24 protein-coding genes are annotated in these 22415 nt (G+C 38.4%); 19 read left to right on the forward strand and 5 right to left on the reverse strand.

The window, feature by feature from the left end; translation table 11 throughout:
* Positions 1 to 168: 168 nt before the first annotated feature.
* From R7P64_RS04745 to R7P64_RS04755, 3 genes are read left to right on the forward strand one after another with little or no spacing between them, the layout of a single operon-like run.
* Positions 169 to 924, forward strand: coding sequence for a 5-oxoprolinase subunit PxpA (locus R7P64_RS04745; RefSeq protein ID WP_213972756.1), 756 nt, complete (start codon positions 169 to 171; stop codon positions 922 to 924).
* On the forward strand, positions 924 to 1607 hold the full coding sequence (locus R7P64_RS04750; RefSeq protein WP_213972755.1) for a 5-oxoprolinase subunit B family protein: 684 nt from the start codon (positions 924 to 926) through the stop codon (positions 1605 to 1607). Before R7P64_RS04745 ends, R7P64_RS04750 begins: the two co-directional genes overlap by 1 nt.
* On the forward strand, positions 1604 to 2539 hold the full coding sequence (locus tag R7P64_RS04755) for a biotin-dependent carboxyltransferase family protein (protein ID WP_170893224.1): 936 nt from the start codon (positions 1604 to 1606) through the stop codon (positions 2537 to 2539). The genes R7P64_RS04750 and R7P64_RS04755 overlap by 4 nt, the downstream gene beginning before the upstream one ends.
* A 28-nt stretch (positions 2540 to 2567) precedes the next feature.
* Here R7P64_RS04755 and R7P64_RS04760 read toward each other — a convergent pair whose 3' ends face one another.
* On the reverse strand, positions 2568 to 4007 hold the full coding sequence (locus R7P64_RS04760) for an FAD-dependent oxidoreductase (protein WP_138940264.1): 1440 nt from the start codon (positions 4005 to 4007) through the stop codon (positions 2568 to 2570).
* A gap of 515 nt (positions 4008 to 4522) precedes the next feature.
* On the opposite strand from R7P64_RS04760, the gene R7P64_RS04765 reads away from it, so the two are divergent.
* The 3 genes from R7P64_RS04765 to R7P64_RS04775 all read left to right on the forward strand — a co-directional run bounded on the left by R7P64_RS04765 (position 4523) and on the right by R7P64_RS04775 (position 8200).
* Positions 4523 to 6154, forward strand: coding sequence for a tyrosine-type recombinase/integrase (locus R7P64_RS04765; RefSeq protein WP_081107504.1), 1632 nt, complete (start codon positions 4523 to 4525; stop codon positions 6152 to 6154).
* 456 nt (positions 6155 to 6610) lie between these two features.
* Complete coding sequence (locus tag R7P64_RS04770; protein WP_064376832.1) at positions 6611 to 7504, forward strand: zinc ribbon domain-containing protein; 894 nt, start codon at positions 6611 to 6613, stop codon at positions 7502 to 7504.
* Between the two features lie 147 nt (positions 7505 to 7651).
* Positions 7652 to 8200, forward strand: a complete 549-nt coding sequence (locus R7P64_RS04775; protein WP_064376831.1) for a hypothetical protein — start codon at positions 7652 to 7654, stop codon at positions 8198 to 8200.
* A gap of 11 nt (positions 8201 to 8211) precedes the next feature.
* On the opposite strand, the gene R7P64_RS04780 is transcribed toward R7P64_RS04775, so the two are convergent.
* The 3 genes from R7P64_RS04780 to R7P64_RS04790 are packed head-to-tail and all read right to left on the reverse strand — an operon-like array spanning position 8212 to position 9254.
* Positions 8212 to 8583 (reverse strand): hypothetical protein, encoded by a 372-nt coding sequence (locus tag R7P64_RS04780; protein WP_064376830.1) that lies wholly within the window; start codon positions 8581 to 8583, stop codon positions 8212 to 8214.
* A 14-nt stretch (positions 8584 to 8597) separates the two neighbouring features.
* Positions 8598 to 8951 carry a hypothetical protein gene (locus R7P64_RS04785; RefSeq protein ID WP_258470498.1) on the reverse strand — a complete coding sequence of 118 codons (354 nt, stop codon included), beginning with the start codon at positions 8949 to 8951 and terminating at the stop codon, positions 8598 to 8600.
* A gap of 18 nt (positions 8952 to 8969) precedes the next feature.
* Positions 8970 to 9254 carry a hypothetical protein gene (locus tag R7P64_RS04790; protein ID WP_225472870.1) on the reverse strand — a complete coding sequence of 95 codons (285 nt, stop codon included), beginning with the start codon at positions 9252 to 9254 and terminating at the stop codon, positions 8970 to 8972.
* 658 nt (positions 9255 to 9912) lie between these two features.
* On the opposite strand from R7P64_RS04790, the gene R7P64_RS04795 reads away from it, so the two are divergent.
* The gene (locus R7P64_RS04795) at positions 9913 to 10464 is read left to right on the forward strand and encodes a recombinase family protein (protein ID WP_262639962.1); all 552 of its coding nucleotides are present in this window, start codon (positions 9913 to 9915) and stop codon (positions 10462 to 10464) included.
* A gap of 447 nt (positions 10465 to 10911) precedes the next feature.
* Here the strand turns inward: R7P64_RS04795 and R7P64_RS04800 are convergent, their stop codons facing one another.
* Positions 10912 to 11208, reverse strand: coding sequence for a hypothetical protein (locus tag R7P64_RS04800; RefSeq protein ID WP_318123205.1), 297 nt, complete (start codon positions 11206 to 11208; stop codon positions 10912 to 10914).
* Positions 11209 to 12949: 1741 nt separating this feature from the next.
* On the opposite strand from R7P64_RS04800, the gene R7P64_RS04805 reads away from it, so the two are divergent.
* The 12 genes from R7P64_RS04805 to R7P64_RS04860 all read left to right on the forward strand — a co-directional run bounded on the left by R7P64_RS04805 (position 12950) and on the right by R7P64_RS04860 (position 22155).
* Complete coding sequence (locus R7P64_RS04805; protein ID WP_262639961.1) at positions 12950 to 13639, forward strand: hypothetical protein; 690 nt, start codon at positions 12950 to 12952, stop codon at positions 13637 to 13639.
* Between the two features lie 334 nt (positions 13640 to 13973).
* Positions 13974 to 14195: a hypothetical protein gene (locus R7P64_RS04810; protein WP_257888643.1), complete on the forward strand. Its 222-nt coding sequence runs from the start codon at positions 13974 to 13976 to the stop codon at positions 14193 to 14195.
* 12 nt (positions 14196 to 14207) lie between these two features.
* A complete protein-coding gene (locus tag R7P64_RS04815) occupies positions 14208 to 14378 on the forward strand; it encodes a hypothetical protein (protein ID WP_237310012.1) in 171 nt (56 codons plus the stop codon).
* Positions 14356 to 15606 carry a hypothetical protein gene (locus R7P64_RS04820; protein ID WP_262639960.1) on the forward strand — a complete coding sequence of 417 codons (1251 nt, stop codon included), beginning with the start codon at positions 14356 to 14358 and terminating at the stop codon, positions 15604 to 15606. Before R7P64_RS04815 ends, R7P64_RS04820 begins: the two co-directional genes overlap by 23 nt.
* A gap of 149 nt (positions 15607 to 15755) precedes the next feature.
* The gene (locus R7P64_RS04825) at positions 15756 to 16154 is read left to right on the forward strand and encodes a hypothetical protein (RefSeq protein WP_262639959.1); all 399 of its coding nucleotides are present in this window, start codon (positions 15756 to 15758) and stop codon (positions 16152 to 16154) included.
* A 189-nt stretch (positions 16155 to 16343) separates the two neighbouring features.
* Positions 16344 to 16937 (forward strand): hypothetical protein, encoded by a 594-nt coding sequence (locus R7P64_RS04830; RefSeq protein ID WP_262639958.1) that lies wholly within the window; start codon positions 16344 to 16346, stop codon positions 16935 to 16937.
* Between the two features lie 532 nt (positions 16938 to 17469).
* On the forward strand, positions 17470 to 17979 hold the full coding sequence (locus R7P64_RS04835) for a hypothetical protein (RefSeq protein WP_140101684.1): 510 nt from the start codon (positions 17470 to 17472) through the stop codon (positions 17977 to 17979).
* An 18-nt stretch (positions 17980 to 17997) separates the two neighbouring features.
* Positions 17998 to 18306, forward strand: a complete 309-nt coding sequence (locus R7P64_RS04840) for a hypothetical protein (RefSeq protein ID WP_262639957.1) — start codon at positions 17998 to 18000, stop codon at positions 18304 to 18306.
* Positions 18307 to 18387: 81 nt separating this feature from the next.
* Positions 18388 to 18729 carry a hypothetical protein gene (locus R7P64_RS04845; RefSeq protein WP_262639956.1) on the forward strand — a complete coding sequence of 114 codons (342 nt, stop codon included), beginning with the start codon at positions 18388 to 18390 and terminating at the stop codon, positions 18727 to 18729.
* 19 nt (positions 18730 to 18748) lie between these two features.
* Entirely contained in the window at positions 18749 to 19582 is an 834-nt protein-coding gene (locus R7P64_RS04850; RefSeq protein ID WP_318123208.1) for a hypothetical protein, read from the forward strand.
* A gap of 219 nt (positions 19583 to 19801) precedes the next feature.
* On the forward strand, positions 19802 to 20416 hold the full coding sequence (locus R7P64_RS04855; RefSeq protein WP_262639953.1) for a phage baseplate protein: 615 nt from the start codon (positions 19802 to 19804) through the stop codon (positions 20414 to 20416).
* 5 nt (positions 20417 to 20421) lie between these two features.
* Positions 20422 to 22155 (forward strand): hypothetical protein, encoded by a 1734-nt coding sequence (locus R7P64_RS04860; RefSeq protein ID WP_140101688.1) that lies wholly within the window; start codon positions 20422 to 20424, stop codon positions 22153 to 22155.
* Positions 22156 to 22415 lie beyond the last annotated feature (260 nt).

Here is a 22415-nt window from a genome sequence, read left to right on the forward strand (position 1 = left end):
TTCGGATCAACTCAAATAACGGCAACATCTTTATGGACTAACGTGATCTTTTTTGTCAGCTATCTGCTCAAAAAGCTTCGTTTTCATGATAGAAGAATGAAGTGAGTCACTGAACCTAGATGCATTTTCCTGCATCGTAAACCCATTGCTTGTGTAGAAATAAAACGTATGACATTGAATAAACAGCAACTTACATTGAACTGTGATATGGGCGAGAGCTTTGGCTCTTGGAGTATGGGCTCAGATGAAGACGTGATGCCCCATGTTGATATGGCGAACATCGCGTGTGGTTTTCATGCCTCCGACCCTAATGTCATGCACGACACCATCACCCTAGCGAATGACAACGATGTTGATATTGGCGCACACCCAGGTTACGCCGACCTACAAGGCTTTGGCAGACGAAGCATAAGCATGACGGGTGATGAAATTACGAACATGGTTATATATCAGGTTGGTGCTTTACAAGCATTATGCCGGGCGCAATACACAGACATCAGTTACATAAAGCCTCATGGCGCTTTATACAACGACATGATGAAAAGTGATGCGATATTTAGAGCGGTAGTAAAGGCGGCAGCACTGTTCAAAGTACCGTTAATGATCCTAGCTTCACAGGAAAACGAAAAATACTTAGAAATCGCAGACGATTATGATGTTCCCTTGCTATTTGAAGCATTTGCAGATCGTTTGTACCAAGATGACGGCTTACTGACTCCTAGAACACAGCCCAATGCTGTGTTAAAAAGCGAGCACGCGATACTTGAGCAAGTCCGGACCTTAGCTGACTCTGGGCGTGTCAAAACCGCTTCAGGCGGTTACATATTATTGGAAGCCGACACAATTTGTGTTCATGGTGACAATGAAGAGTCGATCGCGCTGATCCAAAAGATCCGCCAAAGCCTATACGCTGGAGGAAATTAATGCATAAAGAGAAATTTAATATCTCTTTGATCTCCGAGTGCAGTATTTTCATTAAGTTTGATGAGAGTATTTCTGAAAATGCAGTCGGAGAGCTTGCTCACAGCATAAGAGAAACTTTCGCTTCAATTATTATGAACGTTGTCCCCTCCTATCAAACTATTCTCATTGATTACTTACCTTTTCGAATCAACGAAAAGAACTTAGTCAATGAGCTGCAACAAATCGTGAGCCAGTTTGATACTCAATCACTTAAGCTTTCCCAGCCGAATCACATTACTATCCCTGTATATTACTCTGAAGAAACCGCGTTAGATCTATCTCGTTTTCAAAAGCGAGGTCTGTCATTAGACGATCTTATTACCTTGCATACGAAAACCGAGTACGCGGTTTCTGCAATTGGCTTTGCTCCAGGCTTTGCATTTCTCTCTGACGTTGATACTCAATTGCACATGGCAAGGCTTGCCACACCAAGAACTCACGTGCCGGCCGGAAGTGTCGGAATCGCAGACTCTAAAACGGCCGTCTATCCATCAGATAGCCCTGGCGGATGGAACATTATTGGTAAAAGCCCGCTTGCGCTCTTCTCCGACTCTCCTCCTTTTATACCGTTTGAAGTGGGTGACAAGGTCACCTTTAATGCTATTTCAAAACAAGAGTTTATCGATTTAGGAGGCGTACTATGAGTTACGGTGGATTACTGGTGGAAAAGCCAGGACCGCTCTCTTTAGTTCAAGACTTTGGTCGTTTTGGCTTAGCGCATGTCGGTGTGACTCAAGGCGGGCCGGTCGACGACTATGCTTACAGCTGGGCCAACCATTTGCTTGGTAACGTAGTCAATTGCGTTGCGATTGAAATTACTTTGGGTAACGCTTGTTTTATTGCCTTGCATAACTGCCACCTTGCTATATGTGGCGGTGATTTAAATGCAAAAATAGATGGTGAACCTATTTCAAATTGGTCCGACTTTACGTTGAAAAAAGGACAGAAGCTTCAGTTCGGAGTCGCAAGAAATGGACTTCGCTCCTACCTAGCGGTTAAAGGTGGATTCAATGTTGCTCAGCACTTAGGAAGCGCATCGACCGTCTCGAGAGAATCTCTAGGTGGTTATGATTCAAATGGTGGCGCTTTGAAAGCTGGCGATATTCTTCCCTTTGTCCCTCATAACTTACCGAAACGTAAACCAAGGCAAATGACGTTTCGTTTTAAGCCAGATTACAACTTACCTATTAAGTTGAGAGTGATTGAAGGCTATCAGAACGAGGACTTTGATGAAGAGGCTCGCCAAGCATTTTATAACAAAGCATTCATCATCTCCCCCAATTCGAATCGCATGGGCTACCGTCTTGAGGGCAATAACATTCGTCCACCTTACGAAGGCGTCCTATCAGAGGGAATTGCATTAGGTTCAATTCAAGTACCTAGCGATGGTAACCCTATTGTGCTGCTCAACGATCACCAGACTATTGGCGGGTATCCTAAATTTGGCTGCGTAGCTCGTATTGACTTACCTAGACTGGCACAGGCGAAACCCGGACAAAAAGTCAATTTTGTGAAAGGAGATAGACTAGGCTTGCAAGAAGTATGGTGCCAATGGGCTCAGTTTTTTGGGTATTAATACAACCACTGAGCCCAAACACAGCCGATTATGCAGGCATACCATAACGCACTGCTAAAGCTTGTGGATAGCCTCGCTCTTGAGTGAGTTTAATCGCGTACTGCTCGACCTCTTGTTCAGACCACTTTACAGCGACCGGATGCTGTGTTTCCACATTTTGGTTAGGATCGATGTCAAACCAGAATTGAAGCATTTTTTGCGCTGCGAGTAGTGTCGATGACGCTTTTACCACCTCTATTCTCGCGTAGTGGTTATCTTCAAAAGTCACATCTGCCGCTCTGAGTACTGGATCTGTGCCGGGAATTTGCTGAGCGCCAAATAATGCTTTTCCTCCTTTTACAGCAGAGTGATAGTCGGGAATGAACTGTGCCATGTGTTTGATGGCGTTGTTCGTTCGCTCTTCTAACACTTCTTCTCTCCAGCCGTTACGGATCTTCGAGAGTAAAGGCATAGGCAGTTCAGGTTGAGCAGATGAGTTCGTGCTCTCCACTAAACCATCTTCAAACAGCGTGATTCCTTTTGTCATACCATGAAGTTGAAAGTAACCATCGCCATAAGGCGTCAATTGAGCCATTCCTTTATCGGTTCCACGCGGGCCATGAAAAATAACTTCTGGCCATTGTTGTTGACAGTCTGCCCACCTCGTAACGTAAGCGGCTTTAAACTCCACCAACCTGTCTCGCTTGGCACCAACTGTGTTGTCAATTGAGCCTGTTTCAAAGCCACACGCGTTAACCAAGTAGTCGCATGTCATAAGGTAATCGATACCTTCACGTTCATAGCCAAGTTGCCAGTGTTCCCCCATCCAATCGGCTTGCTTGAACGTTGCTTGTGTGAAGACTGAAGCATTAGGAAGCGTATCTAGTGTTAAGTTGGCAATTGCAGCGAGGCGAAAAACACTCCAACCATATTCTTGAACTGCGACAACAGGATACTTTAGCGCTTCAAGATCAGCATGTTGAGCAAAAGGAATACACCACTCATCGAAGTTTGTAGGATGACTTGGTTGAGTACGTTGCGCGAGAGCTTCTAGCTCCGCTTTTGAATACAGTTTGTAGTATTCGCTTGGTTCGCCGAGCACTTTATTACTCTGATCTTTATCAACGAGCGTCTGATAAGCACTTTTCACAACCTCTAATCGCGGAATTAGTGTGGATGGGTCTCCACCATCGGAATGAGGAACCGCGATGATTGTCGGACGAATATTCAGTGAAAGCGGATACAGGCGAACAGTATCAATAGATTGTGCTAACAAGTCTAAGCATTGTTGCTCGGAAATCTCTCGATATAAATTACCACCAGCATGCAAATGACAAATGGGTGGACCATTTACTAGTGATACGCCCTTCTCTATTACGGAAACTTTAAAACCTAGCTCCGCAAAATGAATTGCTGCTGTTGCACCTGCTACACCGCCACCAACAACAGCGATATGCTTATCTTTATAACTTGGAAACTCAGACTTCATTGCTTCACTAAAAATTTTATAAGGAAAATTCTTTACTAACGGTGGATTCTACTCGTGTTTGGACTTGATTAAAATCACAAAAAGTTCATGGGTTTGCGAAATATCCAACAGCGCCTGTAAAGTGCATTAAAGTAGAAAAAATTTGCGAAAAAGTACTTGACTACATGGTTAAGAAGACACTTTTTTGTGTCTATGTGAATAAGAATTTCACTGTAAGACCCATGGCGCAAAGCCTGCAGAAACACCCCACTTTTTACCCAATTTAGTTATCCCAAAAGTTATCCACTGTTTTTGTGGATAACTAAAATAAAAGTGTCATGGAGTGTTCCAAACTTGATAACACTCGCTGCGATTAAGTGTTTACTGGCGTTAACAATCTTTTCAACAAACTCATCACTACAAGTGCCAACGTAACAAATGTTGCAAGCGGTAAAGCTATCCACAATTCGGGGTTCTCAGATAAGTAAAACACGTGCTTTCCGGTAGGTTAGCATGATTATCTGGATGATATACACATGTCATACGTCTTGTCATACACGAATGGTTCAAATTACCTAATAAAAAGAGGAAGATTTTTTTATATTTCTATCCGTTGCGAAGGGAAAATTTTTAGGAAGTCACTTAAAACCGATATACTACCGATTGCTCAAGAGATGGTAGAAAATGTATTAATCGAAACAAGGAGAATTGGGAAAATGTCTGTAGAGTTGTTAAAAGCGATAGTTGATGATCAGATTGATACAGCCATAGAAGCAGCAACAGCCGTGCTATACCCTCGTTCTTTACAAGGTAAGGCAGCTATCAAAGCTCACTACAAGCAGACTATAGGCGCGACCTTACACAATATGCAGGTAGAAGATGCAGAAGGAATGGCAAGCGAAGATCTAAGCCAGCATTACAAACATGTGCCTACTTTTAGAGAATCACAGGTTGATAAGCTTCGCCGTCCTTCGAATTTACCTCAAGCAGATGAAAACGATTGTGGTTTAGAAGAACATTATGAACAGCCTACCCAAGAGTTAGGACTACTCGACACATATAAAAAATCGATTGCTAACGCTCTAGCCAATGATGACCTAGTTACGGCTCACAACAACCTAGCTGCTTTAAAACAAAGTTTTGAGATTGGTACAGCGTCACAAACTGAGTTAGTAGATTCCCCAACCACACCGACTTTCAAAGAAGCCTTAGATCAATATATTCATGATAAATCGAGCAACTTGTACATTAATAAAAACAAACCTGTTAGTAAGAAAGCCTCAGATGAAAAGATTAACTATCTATCAGGTTTAATTCTGCACTTGTGGAAGGATAAACCAATCGGCGACATCAACGGTAAGGAGATTGATAGAGCTTTCAGGTTGTATAGTCAGTTCCCTTTAACCAAACACAACCCTTGGAAGTCGATGACCCTTGAGGAGCGCATAGAAGCAGCAGAACAAGGTGATGTTCCAGAAGGTGAACGTGTAGGTAAAACACTAGGTAGGATTAAAACGGCTGTTAATTTGTTTTTTGACCACTTTTGGCGTTTGGCTGTGATAGATAACAATCCAGTGAAAGATATGCGCTTTAATGACTTTGTTGGAGGTGGTGAACGTGGTTCATTTACAAAAGCTCAGTTGAATGACTTTCAAACCTTTGCAACGACTAATGATTTAGATGGTTTCAAAGTAGCGATCCTTCTTCAAATGTATAGTGGGATGAGGAATAGTGAAATCTCTAACATTCAACCAGAAGATATTAAGACTGAGCAAGGTGTTGATTACATACATGTAAGAGGAACTAAAACCGTCAATGCTGAACGTTACATACCTATTCACTCTAAGTTAAAAGAATTCGGTGTGGTCGATTATATTAAAGCAGGTGGTGAAATATACACCTCTCAAAGCATCACACAACGTTTTAATCGTTTGATGCAATCTCTCAGTATGTCTAAAGAAGATAGCAAAGGCTTACCACTAAGCTTTTACAGCTTTAGACATAACTTTGCTTCTGGTTTGGCTTCTGGTGGTGTTTCAGAGCTTCACATTGAATGGTTAATGGGGCACAGCCACCAAGGGACGAAGCAACGATATATAGATAGAGGTGTTGAACACGTTCCATCATTAGCCGAGAGTATCAATTGCTTAAGCTATGAATTCATGTAGAACTACAGGCGGCAACGTGGCCGCCTTATTTACCTTTCAAGTTTGCACCTCTCAACGTTTGCCAGTGTACAAAGTCATGTTCATTGTTGATTCTTACAAAGGGATAAGGCGCAGCAAAATAGACTAATTGATTACAGCTGGAACAAAGGTGTGGGATCTGATTGTGTCTCGTTATCGGGTGGTCTTGAGATACACGATAAAAACCTTCACCACATTCACAACGGTACTCTACGAGCAATGCAGATTTTAACGGTCTGGTAAAATGGTTCTCTGTAAGCTTCATATTGACATCCTCACTTGCTCAAAATGCTAGAATATACCAATACTGTATAAATACACAGTTCTGTGAAATTTTTCCATAAGTGCAATTTCTACACTTTTTGAACTAGTGCAATCTTACTTTAAGGTTAAGGCACTAAAATATGTAACTAGATGAGCATGATCTAGGATGTGTTGATGGCATTGATAACGTGTACAGAGTGTGGAAAGGAATACAGCGATAAGGCAAGCGCATGTATAAACTGTGGTTGCCCAACGGAAGTTAACGTTTCACCACCTCAACAAGAAGGTGCGCCCATACAAAGCAGTGTAGAATCTCGAACCTCCGACACACCTAAAAACGAGCAGACCGTTCAGAAAGAACCAGAAAGTAATGCAAAACAAGCATCTAAAGGTAAACCGTTGTTGATTTGGGGTTTAATTGCATTGGTAGTGGTAATCATTTTTAGCCAAAACAAGCAACAAGTAACTGACGATACAGGTCAGCTATCCACCAGAGTCAAAGATGATATTTGCAAGAGCTACATAGGCGAAGTTACAGACAAAAATCCCCTTCTCTTAACAACTACAAAAAATGAAGACGTTAGGTTTTCCATTGTAAGCATTAATACGGAAGGAACTAAAAGTGATTATGCTTGCCATTTCTTTAACAATGGAACTTCTGTTATCTGGTCAACTTTAGAAAATGCTAAACAAGGTAAATGGAAGGATGAAGAAACCGCAACGATTGAACACCGCCGAAAGTTTAATGTAGCTAAACTGAACGGCAAGGACTTCAATATAGAAGTTCCTACCTACTATGCTAGTGAAGCAACAAAAACAACGAAGAAACAATCCATCACTCACCCACTACTTGAATCTGACGTTAACCTACCAAAAGGAGTTGAAGATCACCCAGAAGTAATCCCACAAATGGTGCGTATGATTCAACTCACGGGATATAAATGCGACTCAATTTCAGCAATTAGAGAAATGATGGTATCTAGAGGGTTTACGGTGGTGTGTAACAACTTTTACTATGAATATGAAATTGAAGATAAAGGTGGTAACTGGGTTGTGACACTTCAATAAATTTATTTGAGACTTATTGCGCTATTTTTATATGAATATTGATAGTATCTCGTATTATTCGTTTTACGTATGCTTTAAGTCGTTTCTCTTTACATGAGACTCTATGTCATATCAAGAGAGGCATACTCAACAAGGAATAGCGTTCTTATGATCCCGAACTTACCAACAGACAATTTATATAAATTTTTAGCATTATCAGGGGTACTCTTATTCTGTTTTGGTCAATATTTCGTGCACTCTCAAATATCTGACTTAGAGGAAAAATCTAACAAAATGCAGTTATCTTCCGTTGAACTGGAAATCAAATTAGAATGGCTTATAGATGAAATAAATACATTACAAGAAATACAGGACAATACTATCGCAGAACAAAAAGGAGAGTTGAAAGATGAACCAAGCAAAATGCTCATTACTTATAGCATTCAAGAGTACAAAGCGTTGAGTGAGACACTCAATGATAAACGTTTAGAATCTAAGCTTGAAACAGCAAGGCTTAAACATTCCGCTAAATATGTAGCTAAGCTGCTAGACTCTGTCACCAGATACAATAACATTCTTTGGGTATGGAGTGCTGTATCTCTGATGTTAGCGATTTATGGTTTTACGATGTGGTACTTAAAAGTTCAAAAACCCTTAGATAAGAGTTTTTTGCAAGAATCTGAAATATGTACTAATCCCAAAAGAAAGAGGAACTAGGTTGATTTAACTTAGTTACTTTGTCCAAATCCCATTATGATCTCACAGCCAACAACCTTTTCTTTGTTGTATAGCTTTACAGCTTCATTAAATGCTTGTGTGAGATCCTCTTGTGTTGGTGGTGCAAACGGTAAGCCTGTATTTTCAACAAATTGTTGTAGTACAAAAATCAAATGGTTGAACCCGCCTAGTTTAAGAATTTCGAACAGTGATCCATGTTCACTCAGAATGAAATCATACAAAACTTGGTGTGTTTCGGTAGAGGTTAGGCTGATTAATGGACAGTACACCCCTTTCTCTTGGATCTCTTCTTCACTGTAACCAAGGTGTGTTAAGTATCTGTACAGCAGTGAGATGTGCTCACCAATAAGTCGAATTTGCATAGTACACCTCTCGATTAAAGTTTAGGGAGAAGAGAAGATTTACTATCTTTTGGTGCTGTCTTTTCTGCTTCTTTGACAGCTTCAAGAGCTAAGACAATCTGCTCACTGTCTTTGATAGATTTTTCTAAATCTGTAACCATTGATAAGGCCATTTGAACCGCTTTCAATTGGACTCCTGAAATATCCTTGTTCTTACCTGTGGCAGCGTCGAGGATAACCTTTGTGAGCTTTGGGAATGCTTTCGTGAGATCGCCTAAGCTTTTATTTTTCTGCGTAATCAGGTCTAGGATTTGATCTAGTTGATTGTCAAGAATGCGCTGGCTTGTATTTTTTGGTTGAACTGGGATGTTCACTGTTACGGCTGACATTGTGTTACTTCCTTATTTTTATAGTAGGTTGGCTTTTGCGTAGAGTTCGTGAGATTCGATCTTTAGTAACTTCACTGTGTCTTTGAATCGACTAGAAATCTTATAAACGGTTGTTAGTGTCGGGGATGAGTTGTGTACGGCTGGCTGAAGTTCTACCACTTGCTTAGGTGTTAGATTCAAACCTAATAACCAGACTGTGACTACCGTACTCTCTGCGATCCTTGGTGTATCACCTATCAATGAGAACGTAAGAGTTCTTAAATCTGATTGAATTAATTCTGCAAGGCGTTGTTTTGCTGTCATTGGGATACCTTGATGTGCTGAAATATCGTGTAAAAAGGTGTGCTGCTTACTTTTGTGTAAATACGCCAATATTTAATATAATTTACTTATATTTCAGCATCTTATGAAAACACTTGGTGTACTGCTTAAAATTGGGGTATTTGGACTAGTTCGGGAAGGATAGAAATATTTCTATATGTCTAATTATACCATAAACAACATATTTATTCTTAAAAATACGCATATTTATGAAATTAAATTTGACATATAAGCATTTAAAATATTGGCTCTGGTGTAGATATGGCAAAATATCTAAATGGATAGATAAGTTAATGGTGGCAAGGTTTGAAAGGTTAGAAATGAGCGAGAGACCATTTAAGCGCGCAAAATCCGTCACATTCTCTCAGAAAGGCTAATTTTCAAATATCCATGCATTAAATGTGAATACCAGAAATGCAATCACAACCCCCCACCAACCACTACCCTTTTCTGTGGACAATTTAAGAATCATTTAAGTAACAAATGATAGTGGTGATACTTGAGAATTACTCTCATTTAAACCTTGTGATGTACGATTGTATAATAACAATTACGGACATGTACGAAACTTAACTTTACAAACAATGTACACCACCCTATAGTCATGTACGTAACTACATAGTTTTGGACAGGGGGATTTATGACATTAGTAGGCTATGCACGAGTAAGTACACATGACCAAGATTTATCAGCACAGCTTGAAGCACTGAATAACGCAGGATGCGATAAGGTATTTCATGGTAAACAATCAGGTAAATCAGACGATAACCAGAAGCAGCTAGATGCACTTGTAGATTATGTTCGAGAAGGTGACACTGTTGTATTAACAAAGCTTGATCGTATGGGTAGAAGCCTCAACGCTATTCTGTTCACTATCCAAACCTTGCAACAGAAAGGTGTTCAAGTTCGTACGCTTGATGGTCAAGTAGATACTACCAGTAACAATCCAATGCAAAAGGCTATGACACAACTACTTGGGGTATTTGCAGAGCTTGAGCACTCCATAATAGTAGATAGATTGCAGACAGGTAGAGAACGTACAGGTAATAAAGGTGGACGCTCTAAGGCTCTCACAGACGCTCAGATTGATGATGTTAAGAAAAAGCTTGTTGATGGTGTGAGTAAGTCAGAACTTGCAAGAGAATACGAGGTAAGCCGTCAAACTATCATAAGAATTTCAAAGACTATCTAACCGTTCAATCTATCCCCTGTCCTATCATCAAGCCGCCTATCATGGGCGGTTTTTTATTGCCTATTAAAACTTGTTCTACCTCCCTGTAATAACTCCTCAAAGCCTCTCACAACGTCCTAATCAATATTAATACATTCATACTAATTCACCGCTAAAACGCTTCTACTGGCTACACAGAAGCATTTGCACACCAATTACCCCACACTCACGCACCCAATGCACAAATCGACTTAATATCAGAGTATTTGCATTTATATTGCACAAATGGGCTATATGAATTTATTGAATTATTATTCAGCATCGATTGTTGCGTTTTTGGTAAGTTGATTACCATTTATGAAAAGTTTTAATCTGTGGGGTAAGAATGGATAGAGAGGTTTGTTAAGCACCTCTCTGTAATCTTATGGTAGTGATGCGTGCTGTTTATATGATACGGAACTATCCATTCTATATTCTATATGGGGCTTCCTCTATTTGGGTATAGTTGCGCATCACATAGCATTTAAACGTATTAGGTTTGATTATGTCTTTATTTGACTCGAACCCTTCACGAACCTTTCGAATGTAATCTTCCTTGCTATTGCACAGCATGTTGGCATATACGAAGATTCGATACTTATCATCAACACTGGTAAACCCTAAGTTTCTCTTAACTCCAGTTTCATCCTCTCGAACAAACTCAATACCAAAAGTTTGCTGTAAGATCTCTAGAATTATCTCTGACTTGTCATCTGCTGTTAGCATTAAGATTCCCTTCTTTATTACTATAATAATTCGACAGTAACACACCATATGCAACAAGATTGTGACAAGGTAATCAACGTAGAAACTTACTTATTCAACTATCTTAATCTGTGCATCTTACGGCACCGTGGGGATCTTTCTTACAAATCGATCCGTCCGACCCCCTCAACTTTCCATGCGTATCCTCACGCCATGTATTACCCTCGTTATCCCTAATGATTCCGTTTGCATCAGTCTTATATATTGAGCCGTCAGAGCCTCGTATAGCTCCATGAGCGTCAACCTTATACGTCCTACCATCCGATGATCTAACAGTGCCTTGTGCGTCTGTACGATACCTTGTCTCTACCCCATTGGAATCCTTACAACGTGTTATTCCTATCGCATCGGTTTTACAGATGGTTTCTGCTTGGGTAACAACTGAGAGTAGACAGAGTATTAATGATAAAAATTTTTTCATGGGGTCATAGACTCTTAGTCCGTTTTATTTCAATCTATACAATCAATTAACATTTTAATTTAAAGTAAGTGGTTAACGCTGATTTTAAACAATCTTACATTATTATGGTACCTGAAAATAAAAATAGGAGAACTTAATGATAATTATTGATGAATTTGTAATTGAACCTAATTCGGTAGAACCAAAAGCAGTAATTAACAAATTAAAATACAGTTACATATTAAATCCACAAAGTAACACTATCACTATAATTAATCTTTATATAGATTGTAAATATTACGATATAATTATTGATTCCTATCTAGAACTTAAGTTACAAGATTTGAAATCCAATTATATTAAAGACCACCCAGAGTGTTTTATTTAGATTCTAATTAAATTTAACTAATTGGTTATAAGGCGTTTATCGGTGTATTCTCTACGTCACACCGCCTTTTTGATTAGATGAACACATCTACAAATGTACTGTATCGTGAATCTTACATATGCACCTTCACATGGAGTGTAAGAGACCACACACTACGCAAGCGGAGTTTGTTCATTACACCAATATCTTAATTACGACACAAGGTTTCTTTTCTTAGTGAACACAGTGAACTTAGAAAACACATAAACGTAGTGTTGTATTATTAGTGAGCAAGGCGAACACAACACAATGGAACGTAGTGGAATGGTGTTAGTTATCTTCTTATACATATTCTAATAAAGAATAAAAATCTGTTTGTGTTAGAGCGTAGCGATATTCACTTATGAACGTAGTGAGTTAGTGAACACATAAACGTAGTGTTGTTGTGTGGTCAGCGTAACGGAGTGAAGAGACGACACAGTATTATTACTATATAAAGCAGTCAATGTAAGGAGCTGGCGACTGAAAGGATTGCTTTAGTCATTATTACAGAGAACGAAGTGAACGTATTATTATTATAAGGGCAGAACTACGGACTGGTTCCGGTACGGTTCACGGACTGCTTTTTAGGATTATATGAGTAAAAGCGGTACAGTTTACGGACTGGTTCTTATTGGTATTGAAGTAAAAGCGGTCTGAAATCCGAACTCCTACCTTCCCATGAAACTGGTTCATTCTACGGACTGGTTTACCTGTTGGTATCTTTCAGTTTGCCTAAATTCAGGCAGAAATACGTATTGGTGTATCCGTTGTAAGGTTAGTAGCTTTCGTTCCCACCTTTATTCTTACTCCCACACCCATTTGACTTAACTTTTAAATGTTGTTATTATTACTCTTTTGCACTTACAAAATTACAACGCTCAAGAGGACTTACTATGGATATGCACAATGATTTAATCTCTATCAACCTAGATTTCACGTTAGAACAGGCAAAGTATTTCAAAAGGAAACAAGAATTTCATCCTTACCTGCGTTTGTTTGTAGAGATCAGTGAAGATGAGGACAACGGAATCTTTCATGCTTGTGTGGTTGATGCGGTTGCTAAGGATTCCATTCACAAGATTGGTTTCTATCAGGACTACTTCAGCGCTCTGCGTGCTACAAAAGAATGGTGGAACAGTGTGGAAATTGAGGACTTAATGACATACCTTGTATCTAGAAGGAATTTTGTTGAGAACATAATGACCTACTACTCTATTACTGATGATGAATACAAACCAACAAAGAAAGAAATAGAGGTGCTATCTCTTATTGTCTATGAACATGACTCGAACTTTGCTTTAGAATTTGGACAGCTCCCATACAGTAACACCGATATTCTGAACCGAGCTAAACACTATGGTGTCTCACTTGAACGATCAAACCTACACCGTATTCTCAAAAAGCTTGTGTCAAAAAATATTTTGATTGAAGAAGAAAATACAACACTCGTCTGGATGGACTCAGGTAAAGGTGAAGGTAGGTATGTAGAGAAGAAGGTTAAACAATACCGCCAAATGCTTTCATATGAATATGATACAAACATGATCGAAGGTTGGTCTTTATATTTGGACAGTCAGAGCTAGTGTGAATCGCTACTGGGTAGTGGTTCTAATGAAAACAGTAACTTACATACACCTCGCTTGACAAACTATTTTTAAATGGTAGATTGGTAATCATAGATCTAAACAAAAGTCAACTCAAATGACTTAAAAAGAGACATTCATCACAAATAGTTGTTGACAATCATTCTCATTTAGTGTTATTATATAAGAATAGTAATTCAGTTTACTACTCTAGCATCCAGATCGTCCCCGATCACCTTACCACCTCACAATCTAATTTATACACTACGTGCTGAACTTGTTCAGAACCACACGTTGGTGGTTTTCTCGTATCTGCAATATAAGGATTTTTAATATGACATACACACTACCAGATGAAATCAACCTAGCCACACTCCCACTCATCACTCAGTTACAACTTCGGCGGTTAATGAATGGAGAGACAACACCAGCTAATGTTAGTCAACGAAAGAGTGTCAGAACTAAAGAAGGTAAATTCAGTGAAGCGATACATTATGGGTTGGCTGTGTATATGTTTCGATTGATTGAAGAATTTAACAGTAATATTGATGAGTAGGAGGATTTAAAGATGAACTTTAAACCAAACAGTAATGAAACTAACCGATTGATGCACCAAGTTCGCCGATTAAATAAGAAGCCATACCAATTAATGCGAGAGGCGTTCAACGCATACATGACATTATTAGAACAACAAGAAGCAGAGGAGCTTAACAACCATGACCAACAAGTTAAAAATTGATTGGGATAAACTAAAAACTTTCACCCTCATTCCGCTAGAAGTTTCGAGCATTTGCAAATACAACGGTAAGAAGCTCAGCGCAGACCATAAGAATATCTACAGTTACTTTCACAAACTCCAGCATGATGGGAAACTGAACGACACCGGATATGCTAGCTTTGATTCTTTAATGAAAAGGTTCGGTATCGGTTCAAAAGGTAGCTTAACCGGATTCATTAATCACTTGGTTGATATTGGCTTACTGGTAAGACATAAAGAAGGGAACGGAACACGTAACCGATACGAAGTAAAAGACATTGATTTAGAGCTTGCCACCTACCCTAGTAAATCTCATGTAGCAGGTAGTAATAAGAACAAAGTCAGTATTAACAACCTACAAGACAAAAAAGCGAATAACTACCTCTTAGCGAAGAAATACAGAGCAATTCTCAAGGGTGACAAGCTAAAAGCTTTCAATCAATGGATATGGAAAGCGGATCAAGAAGGAATTCAATTAACCGCACAGGATTACGCTACTTGGTCAAAGCATTACGCCGACACAGAAGAACGTAAGCAACACTTTGAAGATATGACTCCTTGTGACGGCACAGAAAATTACGCAGCTCTAGTCCCAAACTCTGAAGATTTCGACTTAACGCCAGCACCAGACAACTACAGTGATTCATCAGAAGCTAACTACGGTTTCATGAATGATATTAGCCTTGATGGTTGCCCTACTTTCTCTAAGTCCGAGCAAGAGCTGGCAAGCTATGAACAATACTTGTTTATTGATGAAGACACAGCAGAGCGAGAAGAAGATATTACGAATCTTTTCACTAACTCGTATGATGGAAAACCCGAGCCAGTTAAACACATGGCACCTGCTGAAGAAGCTGAAGTAATAACAAAGATTGTTGAAACACTAACAGAGGTAACAGCACCTTTGGGTGATAAGTCTAAACTGGTTGGCCTGATCGGAAATGTCGATGTTTCAGATATTAACCTTGACGGTAAAGGGATCGGATACTTTGCAGCACCACTGGCGAAGGGCGAACTCAACCGAACAGAGACGCAGCAATATCTCACAGTGATACATACACATTTCTGGGATGACTATTCACCAGATCAAACAACAGTGGAATCTATCTGTAAAAAGCTACTCTGTGAAGTTTGCGGTGACAAGTTAGATGATCTCGGTTACTGCTTAAACCGCGATTGTCCTGAACACGAATCAGTAATCCCATTCTAACTAACCCACTTTTAGCGCAACGCTAACTCCTTACACAGCCTTTACAGGCTAACCCACAACACTAAAAAAAACAAACCTGATGCATGCTTGAATGAAGCACAATGTAGGGCTTCTTGTATGTATCACTCCAAACAAGAGGAAACAATGATATGAACACTTTCACGGTATTAAAGCCAGAGCAAGGTTATGACACCATTTTTATTACTCGCCAAAATCACAAGATCGAAGACATTTTTGTAAATAGTTCAACAGAACTAATGATCACTGAGTTACCTATTTCCACTAAGGAAACAAAGGAGATTATCGAGCTATATGAAGATCAGTGGTTAGATTTGAATGACAGCGAATTTAAAGTTCCAACATCAAAACAGAATGACGTTTTTGTATATGACCAACTGGATTCAGATGACTTTCTAGCCTTGTTGATAAGATACCCTAGTGTGATTGGCAAATTAATAGCTAGGGAGTTTTATAAAGACATTGAAGAAGTGACAACTCGATTAGATTACGAGTTGTACGAGTTTTATCAAACTCATAAGGCAACCTAACCCCTCTCAAATAAAACCTAATACAATCGCCCTCTATACGTGCTTAATCGCTTGTAGGCACGTTCTCGCACGTATATAGGGCAGATATAACAATAAGGAAATCATAACGTGAAGAAATACCGAACTAAAGCGATCAGAAAGAGCCGTAAACGTTTCAACTATTCATTATTAAATAAATAAGAGGTGAATATGGAAAATCTTCAAGATAAATACACTCGCGCTCTCAACAATTTTGAACCAGAACAGAGATCGAAGTTTTTAGAACTTGTTGAATCCGCATTGCATGAGTTTAAGCAAAACCTTGATTGTGCAGCTAGTGAGCTTGGTGTAGACATCATACAAAAACCAATCTTGTTACCATTTGGTAGTTCTCTTGCAAAGTCCAAGATGCGCCTCATTTTTTATATAAAATCAGAACAATTTATGCAGCCACTAAAGATTGATGTCGCTTTAACATCTTACTTATACAAACAAGAAGAACAACGGAACTTCTACCTTAAAAACGTGATTAGTAGGTATATTGATAGAGAGTTGAAGATAGGAAACAAACCGAAGCACAAACCTCTTCATGTAAGATTCAACGAGATGCTAACAACGTTTAGAAAAGGAGCTGCAATAAAACCAAACCACTTAGAAACATTGAGTAAAGTTAATAAAATTGTACGTAACCATAGTTTAAAGGTGTTTGGTAAGAGTAACACCGAACCTACGATATGGGATTATTGTTACTCAACAAAGATAGGTCTTAATGAGGTTGTAAATATAATTAAAGATGCTGAGTAAAATACAAAACACCTATCATAATAAAACGGTAAAGTAAATATTTTTATTACATTTAATGTTGTATTTTAAATAAAGTAATGTTATAATGGTTGTATAAGTTAATGTTCTTGCTGAATCAATACTTATGTTACTTCAAACAATCACTAGTTAATAATCCTCCTATTATTTTGGTGATTGTTTTTACTCTCGAATTGTAATAAAACATATTACATAACACTCCCCCGATTAAACTAAAACCTCTTAGCTTATCATATTAAGCATTAATATCTATTATCAATAATGGAGGCTAAACAATGCCTAGAAAACGTCTAATCTATGAAGATTCAGAAAGTTTATTAAAAGAATTGATTGAAGGAACTCGAACACTTAACAGTGCTTATCTTTTAAAATTCAGAAGTATCTCTGTATATAATGACATCGACCAATATAATATTATTAGTGATGCCATTTCGTTATACCTTGCATCTAAGAAGATAAAGAACCTCAAGTTCTAACCATCCTAAAAATAAAAACAATACTGGAAAGCAAAACTATGAAGTTAAAAGACCTCTGTGAGCAATACCCACAATATAATAAAGAACAAATTCTGAAGTTACGTACTTTATACTACAACATCAAAGCTAGATGTAACTCCTCTCATGAACATTTTAAAAGTTATAAACATGTAGCGTTCGATTTTAAAGACATCACCCATTTTATAGATTGGATTATCAGTGAATCAAAGAGAGGTAGAGATTATTTCAAAATCAATAAACCTCATGTTTCGAGACTTTTTGATCAGGGCAATTATTCTCCTAAAAACTGTGTACTAAAACCAGCCTCCGCTAATGCTCGTGAGTCAGGTGCTAAAAGCTACAAGGTTTACGATAGCCTAACGGGTAAAACGTCATACTTTCAAAGTTTGCGTTGGTTTTATAACAAGAATAAACATGTGTTGAACATTAGCTTAAGCAAACTGTATAGGCTAGTAAATAACCGAGAAATCATCGAAGTTACAAACGGCTCCATTAACGGCTTTATCAAAATTTACGCAATTGATTAATAATAGGAAAACAAGATTATGAACATTCAACAAGTATTAAAGCAACTTAACACCCTGCAAGAATTAAACAAATTTTCAAACGATGAAAATATTTATGAGATCCTTGAAGAGTATGAGATTAAGAAAGCCCATAAACAAATGAATGATGATGTGAAGACACTAGAGAAATCCCTTGAATCAAAGTTCAACGGAGTAGAATACCTAGAACCTGAACATAATCACTCTCAAGGTGTTCAAGCTTATTCACCTACTGTTGAAGAAGATAGCGACACTCAAGCTCTTCTAAAATCACTTGAAGATAAATATAACGGTCAAGAATATTTATAAATAAAAATTATTTATAACAGTAATTCTCTTTCCCCTCCTACCCTAATATTAAAATAAAAACAATTACAGGAAAACAAAATTATGAAGATAGATTTACCTCAAGAACTATTTATTGATGTTTGTGAACGCATCAAGAAAGAAAATTCAATCCCTCTTTATGAACATATAGAAGGTTGGCAAATAGCTGCAAAGATTGAACAGCTATTAGAAGTTTATGCAGATGATGAGTTATTCACTTTCGACGATCTACCTGAACAATTACGGAAGCGTGTAGAAAATATTGCTCAAAACTCTAGTAAGTCAAAATCACAACGTCGAGCTTTACGATCTAGGTTAAAAGCTGATGCGGATTTAATCGAATCACTCAAAGCTAAGTTAATCGAACGTGACAATCTAATCGCTGAACTCAAACAAAAACAATAATAAGATAGGAGTACATAACATGAATATGACTGAAACAAAAACACTAGAAGATTTTATCAATGAATACTACGACAACGTTCAATTAAGTACATTTACTGAAAAGGATGTTGAAGAAGTATTTGATAACTGCTTATGTCGCTACCCAACTACAGTAGCAGGTGATATGCGCCCAGACCACATTTCAGGTGGTGAACTCGATAAAATAAAATATGCTCTAACCTCTAGCAATCTCCTGTATATTCTGAAAATTGGAGCTATTGAAGCGTTTACACTTCATCCGCACAAGCAACACCAAGATGTGTTTGTAGAATATGCTGAAAAGCTTAGTGAAGGTTATTCACCTGTAAGTTCACAGCAACGCCTTTTCAGTAAATATAACAATGGTCGTCAAATCGGATTCGTAGCCTTTAAACCTGATTGTGTTCAAGAAGAAGAAAAAGATAAGCTCAAGCAAGAAATTCAACGTCTTCTAACTCGTAAGTGCTCATTAGAGAATGAAGAACTGTTAGCACCGGAAGAAGCTAAAGCCTACGGCCTCCAAAAGCTTGCTGAACAGGAAGAAGAGAAAGAGCAAGCATTACACCTAAGAGCAGCTAAAGCAGCCCAGACAGCCAAACAGAAGCTTTTAAATAGTGGAAATGAAGAACTCACGAAATTACTAAAGCGTGATTGGGTGACATTTGAAGAAGCTAAGAAAGTTAGTAAGTGTGACCAAAACACGAAAGTCGAATCACTACTGACTGATAACGGTTTTATTGCTGTCCGTAAATATTTATCAGATGGTAAACAAAGAAAGTTATGGGTTAAAGAATCTAAATCTGAAACTCTCGATTACAAGGATATCACTCTTTAAACATTACTAGTAATAGCCCCTTTTAATGAAGGGGTTTATAAAAAGCCTATGGAATTTATACAACAATTACCTCCTCTCCTTCTTATCCTCATCCCTATTCTAATTATCAATACCCTATTTGGTAAACCAAAAGAGAAAGATCCTAAAGAAGATTATCGAACAGTATTGAAGAAGATAAAGAAGATTGTGGATGAAGAGCTGAGAAAATAAGGAAGATTTATGATTACACCCACATATATTATGGATAACAACCTAGGTAGACTTTATGCCGATGCGTTTACTGAGGTGTTACCCAGTTATCAAGCTAATGCTACCAAATACCCAGTAAGCGATAAGAGCGTTATCACTTCAAATGTAGTTAAGAGCAACCCTACATTATCACTTACCTGTTTCGTTGGTAAGAATCCCCTCAAAAATATAAATGGTAATTTGTTAAGTGTTGATGACAAACGCCCTTTGAATGCGCATGAAATTCTACTCAATTGGTTTAATAGAAGCACTAAATTAACGATAGTGAATGAGTTTTATAACCTCAAAGATTACGTCATTGTTAAATACACCCCTAAACAAGTTGGGACAACAGATAGTATGCAGTATCGTCTCCTCTTAGAGCATATCCGAAACGTGTCTTATGAGCGAGGCTACTTATTAACCGCAGCAGATGAACAAAAAAGCATTGATGGTCAAAACAAAACTAGCAGCACAAATAACGGCTTTAGTGGGAAGGTGAATAAACTACCTGATTTATATAAAGATGGTTATGTAAATCTCATGGGGTTAGAACAAAAATCGAATGAACAAATTATTAAAGAATTTTTTAACAGAGAAGGTTAATTCATATGGCTCGACAACTCCATAAATTTACAAACACGATTGCATGGAAGCTCGATCGTCCGTCTTGGAATAAGGTGTTGAAAGATAGTAAAAAGCTGGCTCGACAACTCGATAAAGCTAACCCTGAAAATGTTCTTGGTGTTGGTGGTTCTCCTAGAGCTAGGCGACAACGACAACAAGATCAAGATTCTCACATAAGACATTATCGAAAATTACAAAAAGAACAAGAGAGGTTTGAGTTTACACAAAAGACAGTGTTGAAACGGTTTACACAATCCACAAGTGCAATTCGAGATATGAATGGGGCAGAAAAGAAGGTTCTATTAAATAAGCTCAAGCAAGCAAAAACTACCGATGAGTTGTTACACCTTGAGAAGAAGCTCAAGAATCAAGTAAGTGATACCAATCGAAAAGAGAAAATCAGGACTCGTGAGTTATCCAAACAAGCAGCACTCATCACCCGTCAAAACAATGAGCGTAGAATGGCGGCAGCAAACTCTCTCAAGAATGCAGGCATGAGCGCTGCGTTAGTTGGTGGTAGTTTAGCAGCAGTGGGTATCCAACAATCACTACAACGAGCTACTGAATTAGATGCTGCTCTCAAGAAATCTGGTTTGGATGCTAAGACATTCCAAGATATTGCGGCAGCGTCAAGTAAGTTTGGATTGAGTATGGATTCGGTTGCAGACCAATACAAAGACTTCGCAGACAAACTCGGAGACTACCAACAAACGCAAGGCGGTGAGTTTAAAGATGTTGCAGAGTGGCTAAAAGAAAATAGTAAGATTTCTGAGAAGATGCTAAAAGAGTTACGACCACTTGAAGCTATGAATCTTATTGCTAAGGAAGCCAAACGTAGAGGAACAGACATGAACAAGTTAACGTTCTTGTTAGAGTCGTTCGGCAACGATGCTATTTTGCAATTTAAGGCAATCCGTAACCTTGATGAAATTGCTTCACAACGTGAAAGATTTGGTTTGAATCTCTCACAACAAGATTTAGATACCCTAGTGAAAGCTAGACAGAACATCACGTTGATGGGTGTAGGGGTTGGACGCCTAGCCGACGAATTCCTTGTTGGGTTTGGTGGAGGTAATATCAACTCCATTATGATTGACTTAAAAGAATTACAGCCTACTTTCCGACAAATGGGTGAATCTGTTAGGTCTTTCGTTAACACAGCTGTTAAACATGGTGATGAGATTATCATGATTGGTAAAACAATTGCTTCAATTTGGGTCGGTTCGAAAATCTTCACTGTATTAAGCGGTGGCTTGAGTGTTGTAAATACCTTAACAAGTGCATTCAAAGGACTGTTTAAACTAATAGGTCGAGCCGCTGGTGCATTAGGATTTGGTGGTGCAACAAAAGCCGCAGGTTCTTTAGGTGGTAGTGTTGGAAGAACAGCAGCAGGTATTGGTGCAAGAGCTAACCCTTATCTAGCTGGTGCTCTCGCCGTTTACGAAGGTCGTCCAGGTGGTTTGTTAGACCCTGCTAATTTCTTTGGTGATAACAAATACACCAAATTCTTAAATACAAATATCTTCGATCTGCTTGGTCGTGCTGGTAAAGAGATTAGTTCAATTCAAACACAACATCAAAAAGTAGATGTTAACCTCAATATCGTATCCGATGTGAATCATAACGGGAACATTATTAACACAATTCGTTCTGAGATCGATAATGATAGAGAAAATCAAATCATAGGTTTCTATCAAAATCTAAGTCCTAGCAATTGATAGACTTCTATAAAAGACCTAAAACATTATATAAAAACCCCACCTTATCGGTGGGGTTTTTATATCTAGAACTACACGTAAACCAACTTTGAAGATTTGACAGACTCATTAAAATTGTCATACGCTGATGATATCAGTGGTATACAAATTCAAGCATTATCATGTAAGCCACTGATTTAATGGGCTGAGAGTCCCACTGTTTTTGTGGATAACTAAAATAAAAGTGTCATGGAGTGTTCCAAATTTGATAACACTCGCTG

Origin of the sequence: Vibrio sp. 2304 (genome assembly GCF_033339475.1) — a bacterium.
GTDB lineage: Bacteria > Pseudomonadota > Gammaproteobacteria > Enterobacterales > Vibrionaceae > Vibrio > Vibrio alginolyticus.

Excerpts from the sequence above, each read along its gene's own strand:
- R7P64_RS04745 (WP_213972756.1), top strand. The coding sequence starts at position 169 with ATGACATTGAATAAACAGCAACTTACATTGAACTGTGATATGGGCGAG.
- R7P64_RS04750 (WP_213972755.1), top strand. The coding sequence starts at position 924 with ATGCATAAAGAGAAATTTAATATCTCTTTGATCTCCGAGTGCAGTATT.
- R7P64_RS04755 (WP_170893224.1), top strand. The coding sequence starts at position 1,604 with ATGAGTTACGGTGGATTACTGGTGGAAAAGCCAGGACCGCTCTCTTTA.
- R7P64_RS04760 (WP_138940264.1), bottom strand. The coding sequence starts at position 4,007 with ATGAAGTCTGAGTTTCCAAGTTATAAAGATAAGCATATCGCTGTTGTT.
- R7P64_RS04765 (WP_081107504.1), top strand. The coding sequence starts at position 4,523 with ATGTCATACGTCTTGTCATACACGAATGGTTCAAATTACCTAATAAAA.
- R7P64_RS04770 (WP_064376832.1), top strand. The coding sequence starts at position 6,611 with ATGGCATTGATAACGTGTACAGAGTGTGGAAAGGAATACAGCGATAAG.
- R7P64_RS04775 (WP_064376831.1), top strand. The coding sequence starts at position 7,652 with ATGATCCCGAACTTACCAACAGACAATTTATATAAATTTTTAGCATTA.
- R7P64_RS04780 (WP_064376830.1), bottom strand. The coding sequence starts at position 8,583 with ATGCAAATTCGACTTATTGGTGAGCACATCTCACTGCTGTACAGATAC.
- R7P64_RS04785 (WP_258470498.1), bottom strand. The coding sequence starts at position 8,951 with ATGTCAGCCGTAACAGTGAACATCCCAGTTCAACCAAAAAATACAAGC.
- R7P64_RS04790 (WP_225472870.1), bottom strand. The coding sequence starts at position 9,254 with ATGACAGCAAAACAACGCCTTGCAGAATTAATTCAATCAGATTTAAGA.
- R7P64_RS04795 (WP_262639962.1), top strand. The coding sequence starts at position 9,913 with ATGACATTAGTAGGCTATGCACGAGTAAGTACACATGACCAAGATTTA.
- R7P64_RS04800 (WP_318123205.1), bottom strand. The coding sequence starts at position 11,208 with ATGCTAACAGCAGATGACAAGTCAGAGATAATTCTAGAGATCTTACAG.
- R7P64_RS04805 (WP_262639961.1), top strand. The coding sequence starts at position 12,950 with ATGGATATGCACAATGATTTAATCTCTATCAACCTAGATTTCACGTTA.
- R7P64_RS04810 (WP_257888643.1), top strand. The coding sequence starts at position 13,974 with ATGACATACACACTACCAGATGAAATCAACCTAGCCACACTCCCACTC.
- R7P64_RS04815 (WP_237310012.1), top strand. The coding sequence starts at position 14,208 with ATGAACTTTAAACCAAACAGTAATGAAACTAACCGATTGATGCACCAA.
- R7P64_RS04820 (WP_262639960.1), top strand. The coding sequence starts at position 14,356 with ATGACCAACAAGTTAAAAATTGATTGGGATAAACTAAAAACTTTCACC.
- R7P64_RS04825 (WP_262639959.1), top strand. The coding sequence starts at position 15,756 with ATGAACACTTTCACGGTATTAAAGCCAGAGCAAGGTTATGACACCATT.
- R7P64_RS04830 (WP_262639958.1), top strand. The coding sequence starts at position 16,344 with ATGGAAAATCTTCAAGATAAATACACTCGCGCTCTCAACAATTTTGAA.
- R7P64_RS04835 (WP_140101684.1), top strand. The coding sequence starts at position 17,470 with ATGAAGTTAAAAGACCTCTGTGAGCAATACCCACAATATAATAAAGAA.
- R7P64_RS04840 (WP_262639957.1), top strand. The coding sequence starts at position 17,998 with ATGAACATTCAACAAGTATTAAAGCAACTTAACACCCTGCAAGAATTA.
- R7P64_RS04845 (WP_262639956.1), top strand. The coding sequence starts at position 18,388 with ATGAAGATAGATTTACCTCAAGAACTATTTATTGATGTTTGTGAACGC.
- R7P64_RS04850 (WP_318123208.1), top strand. The coding sequence starts at position 18,749 with ATGAATATGACTGAAACAAAAACACTAGAAGATTTTATCAATGAATAC.
- R7P64_RS04855 (WP_262639953.1), top strand. The coding sequence starts at position 19,802 with ATGATTACACCCACATATATTATGGATAACAACCTAGGTAGACTTTAT.
- R7P64_RS04860 (WP_140101688.1), top strand. The coding sequence starts at position 20,422 with ATGGCTCGACAACTCCATAAATTTACAAACACGATTGCATGGAAGCTC.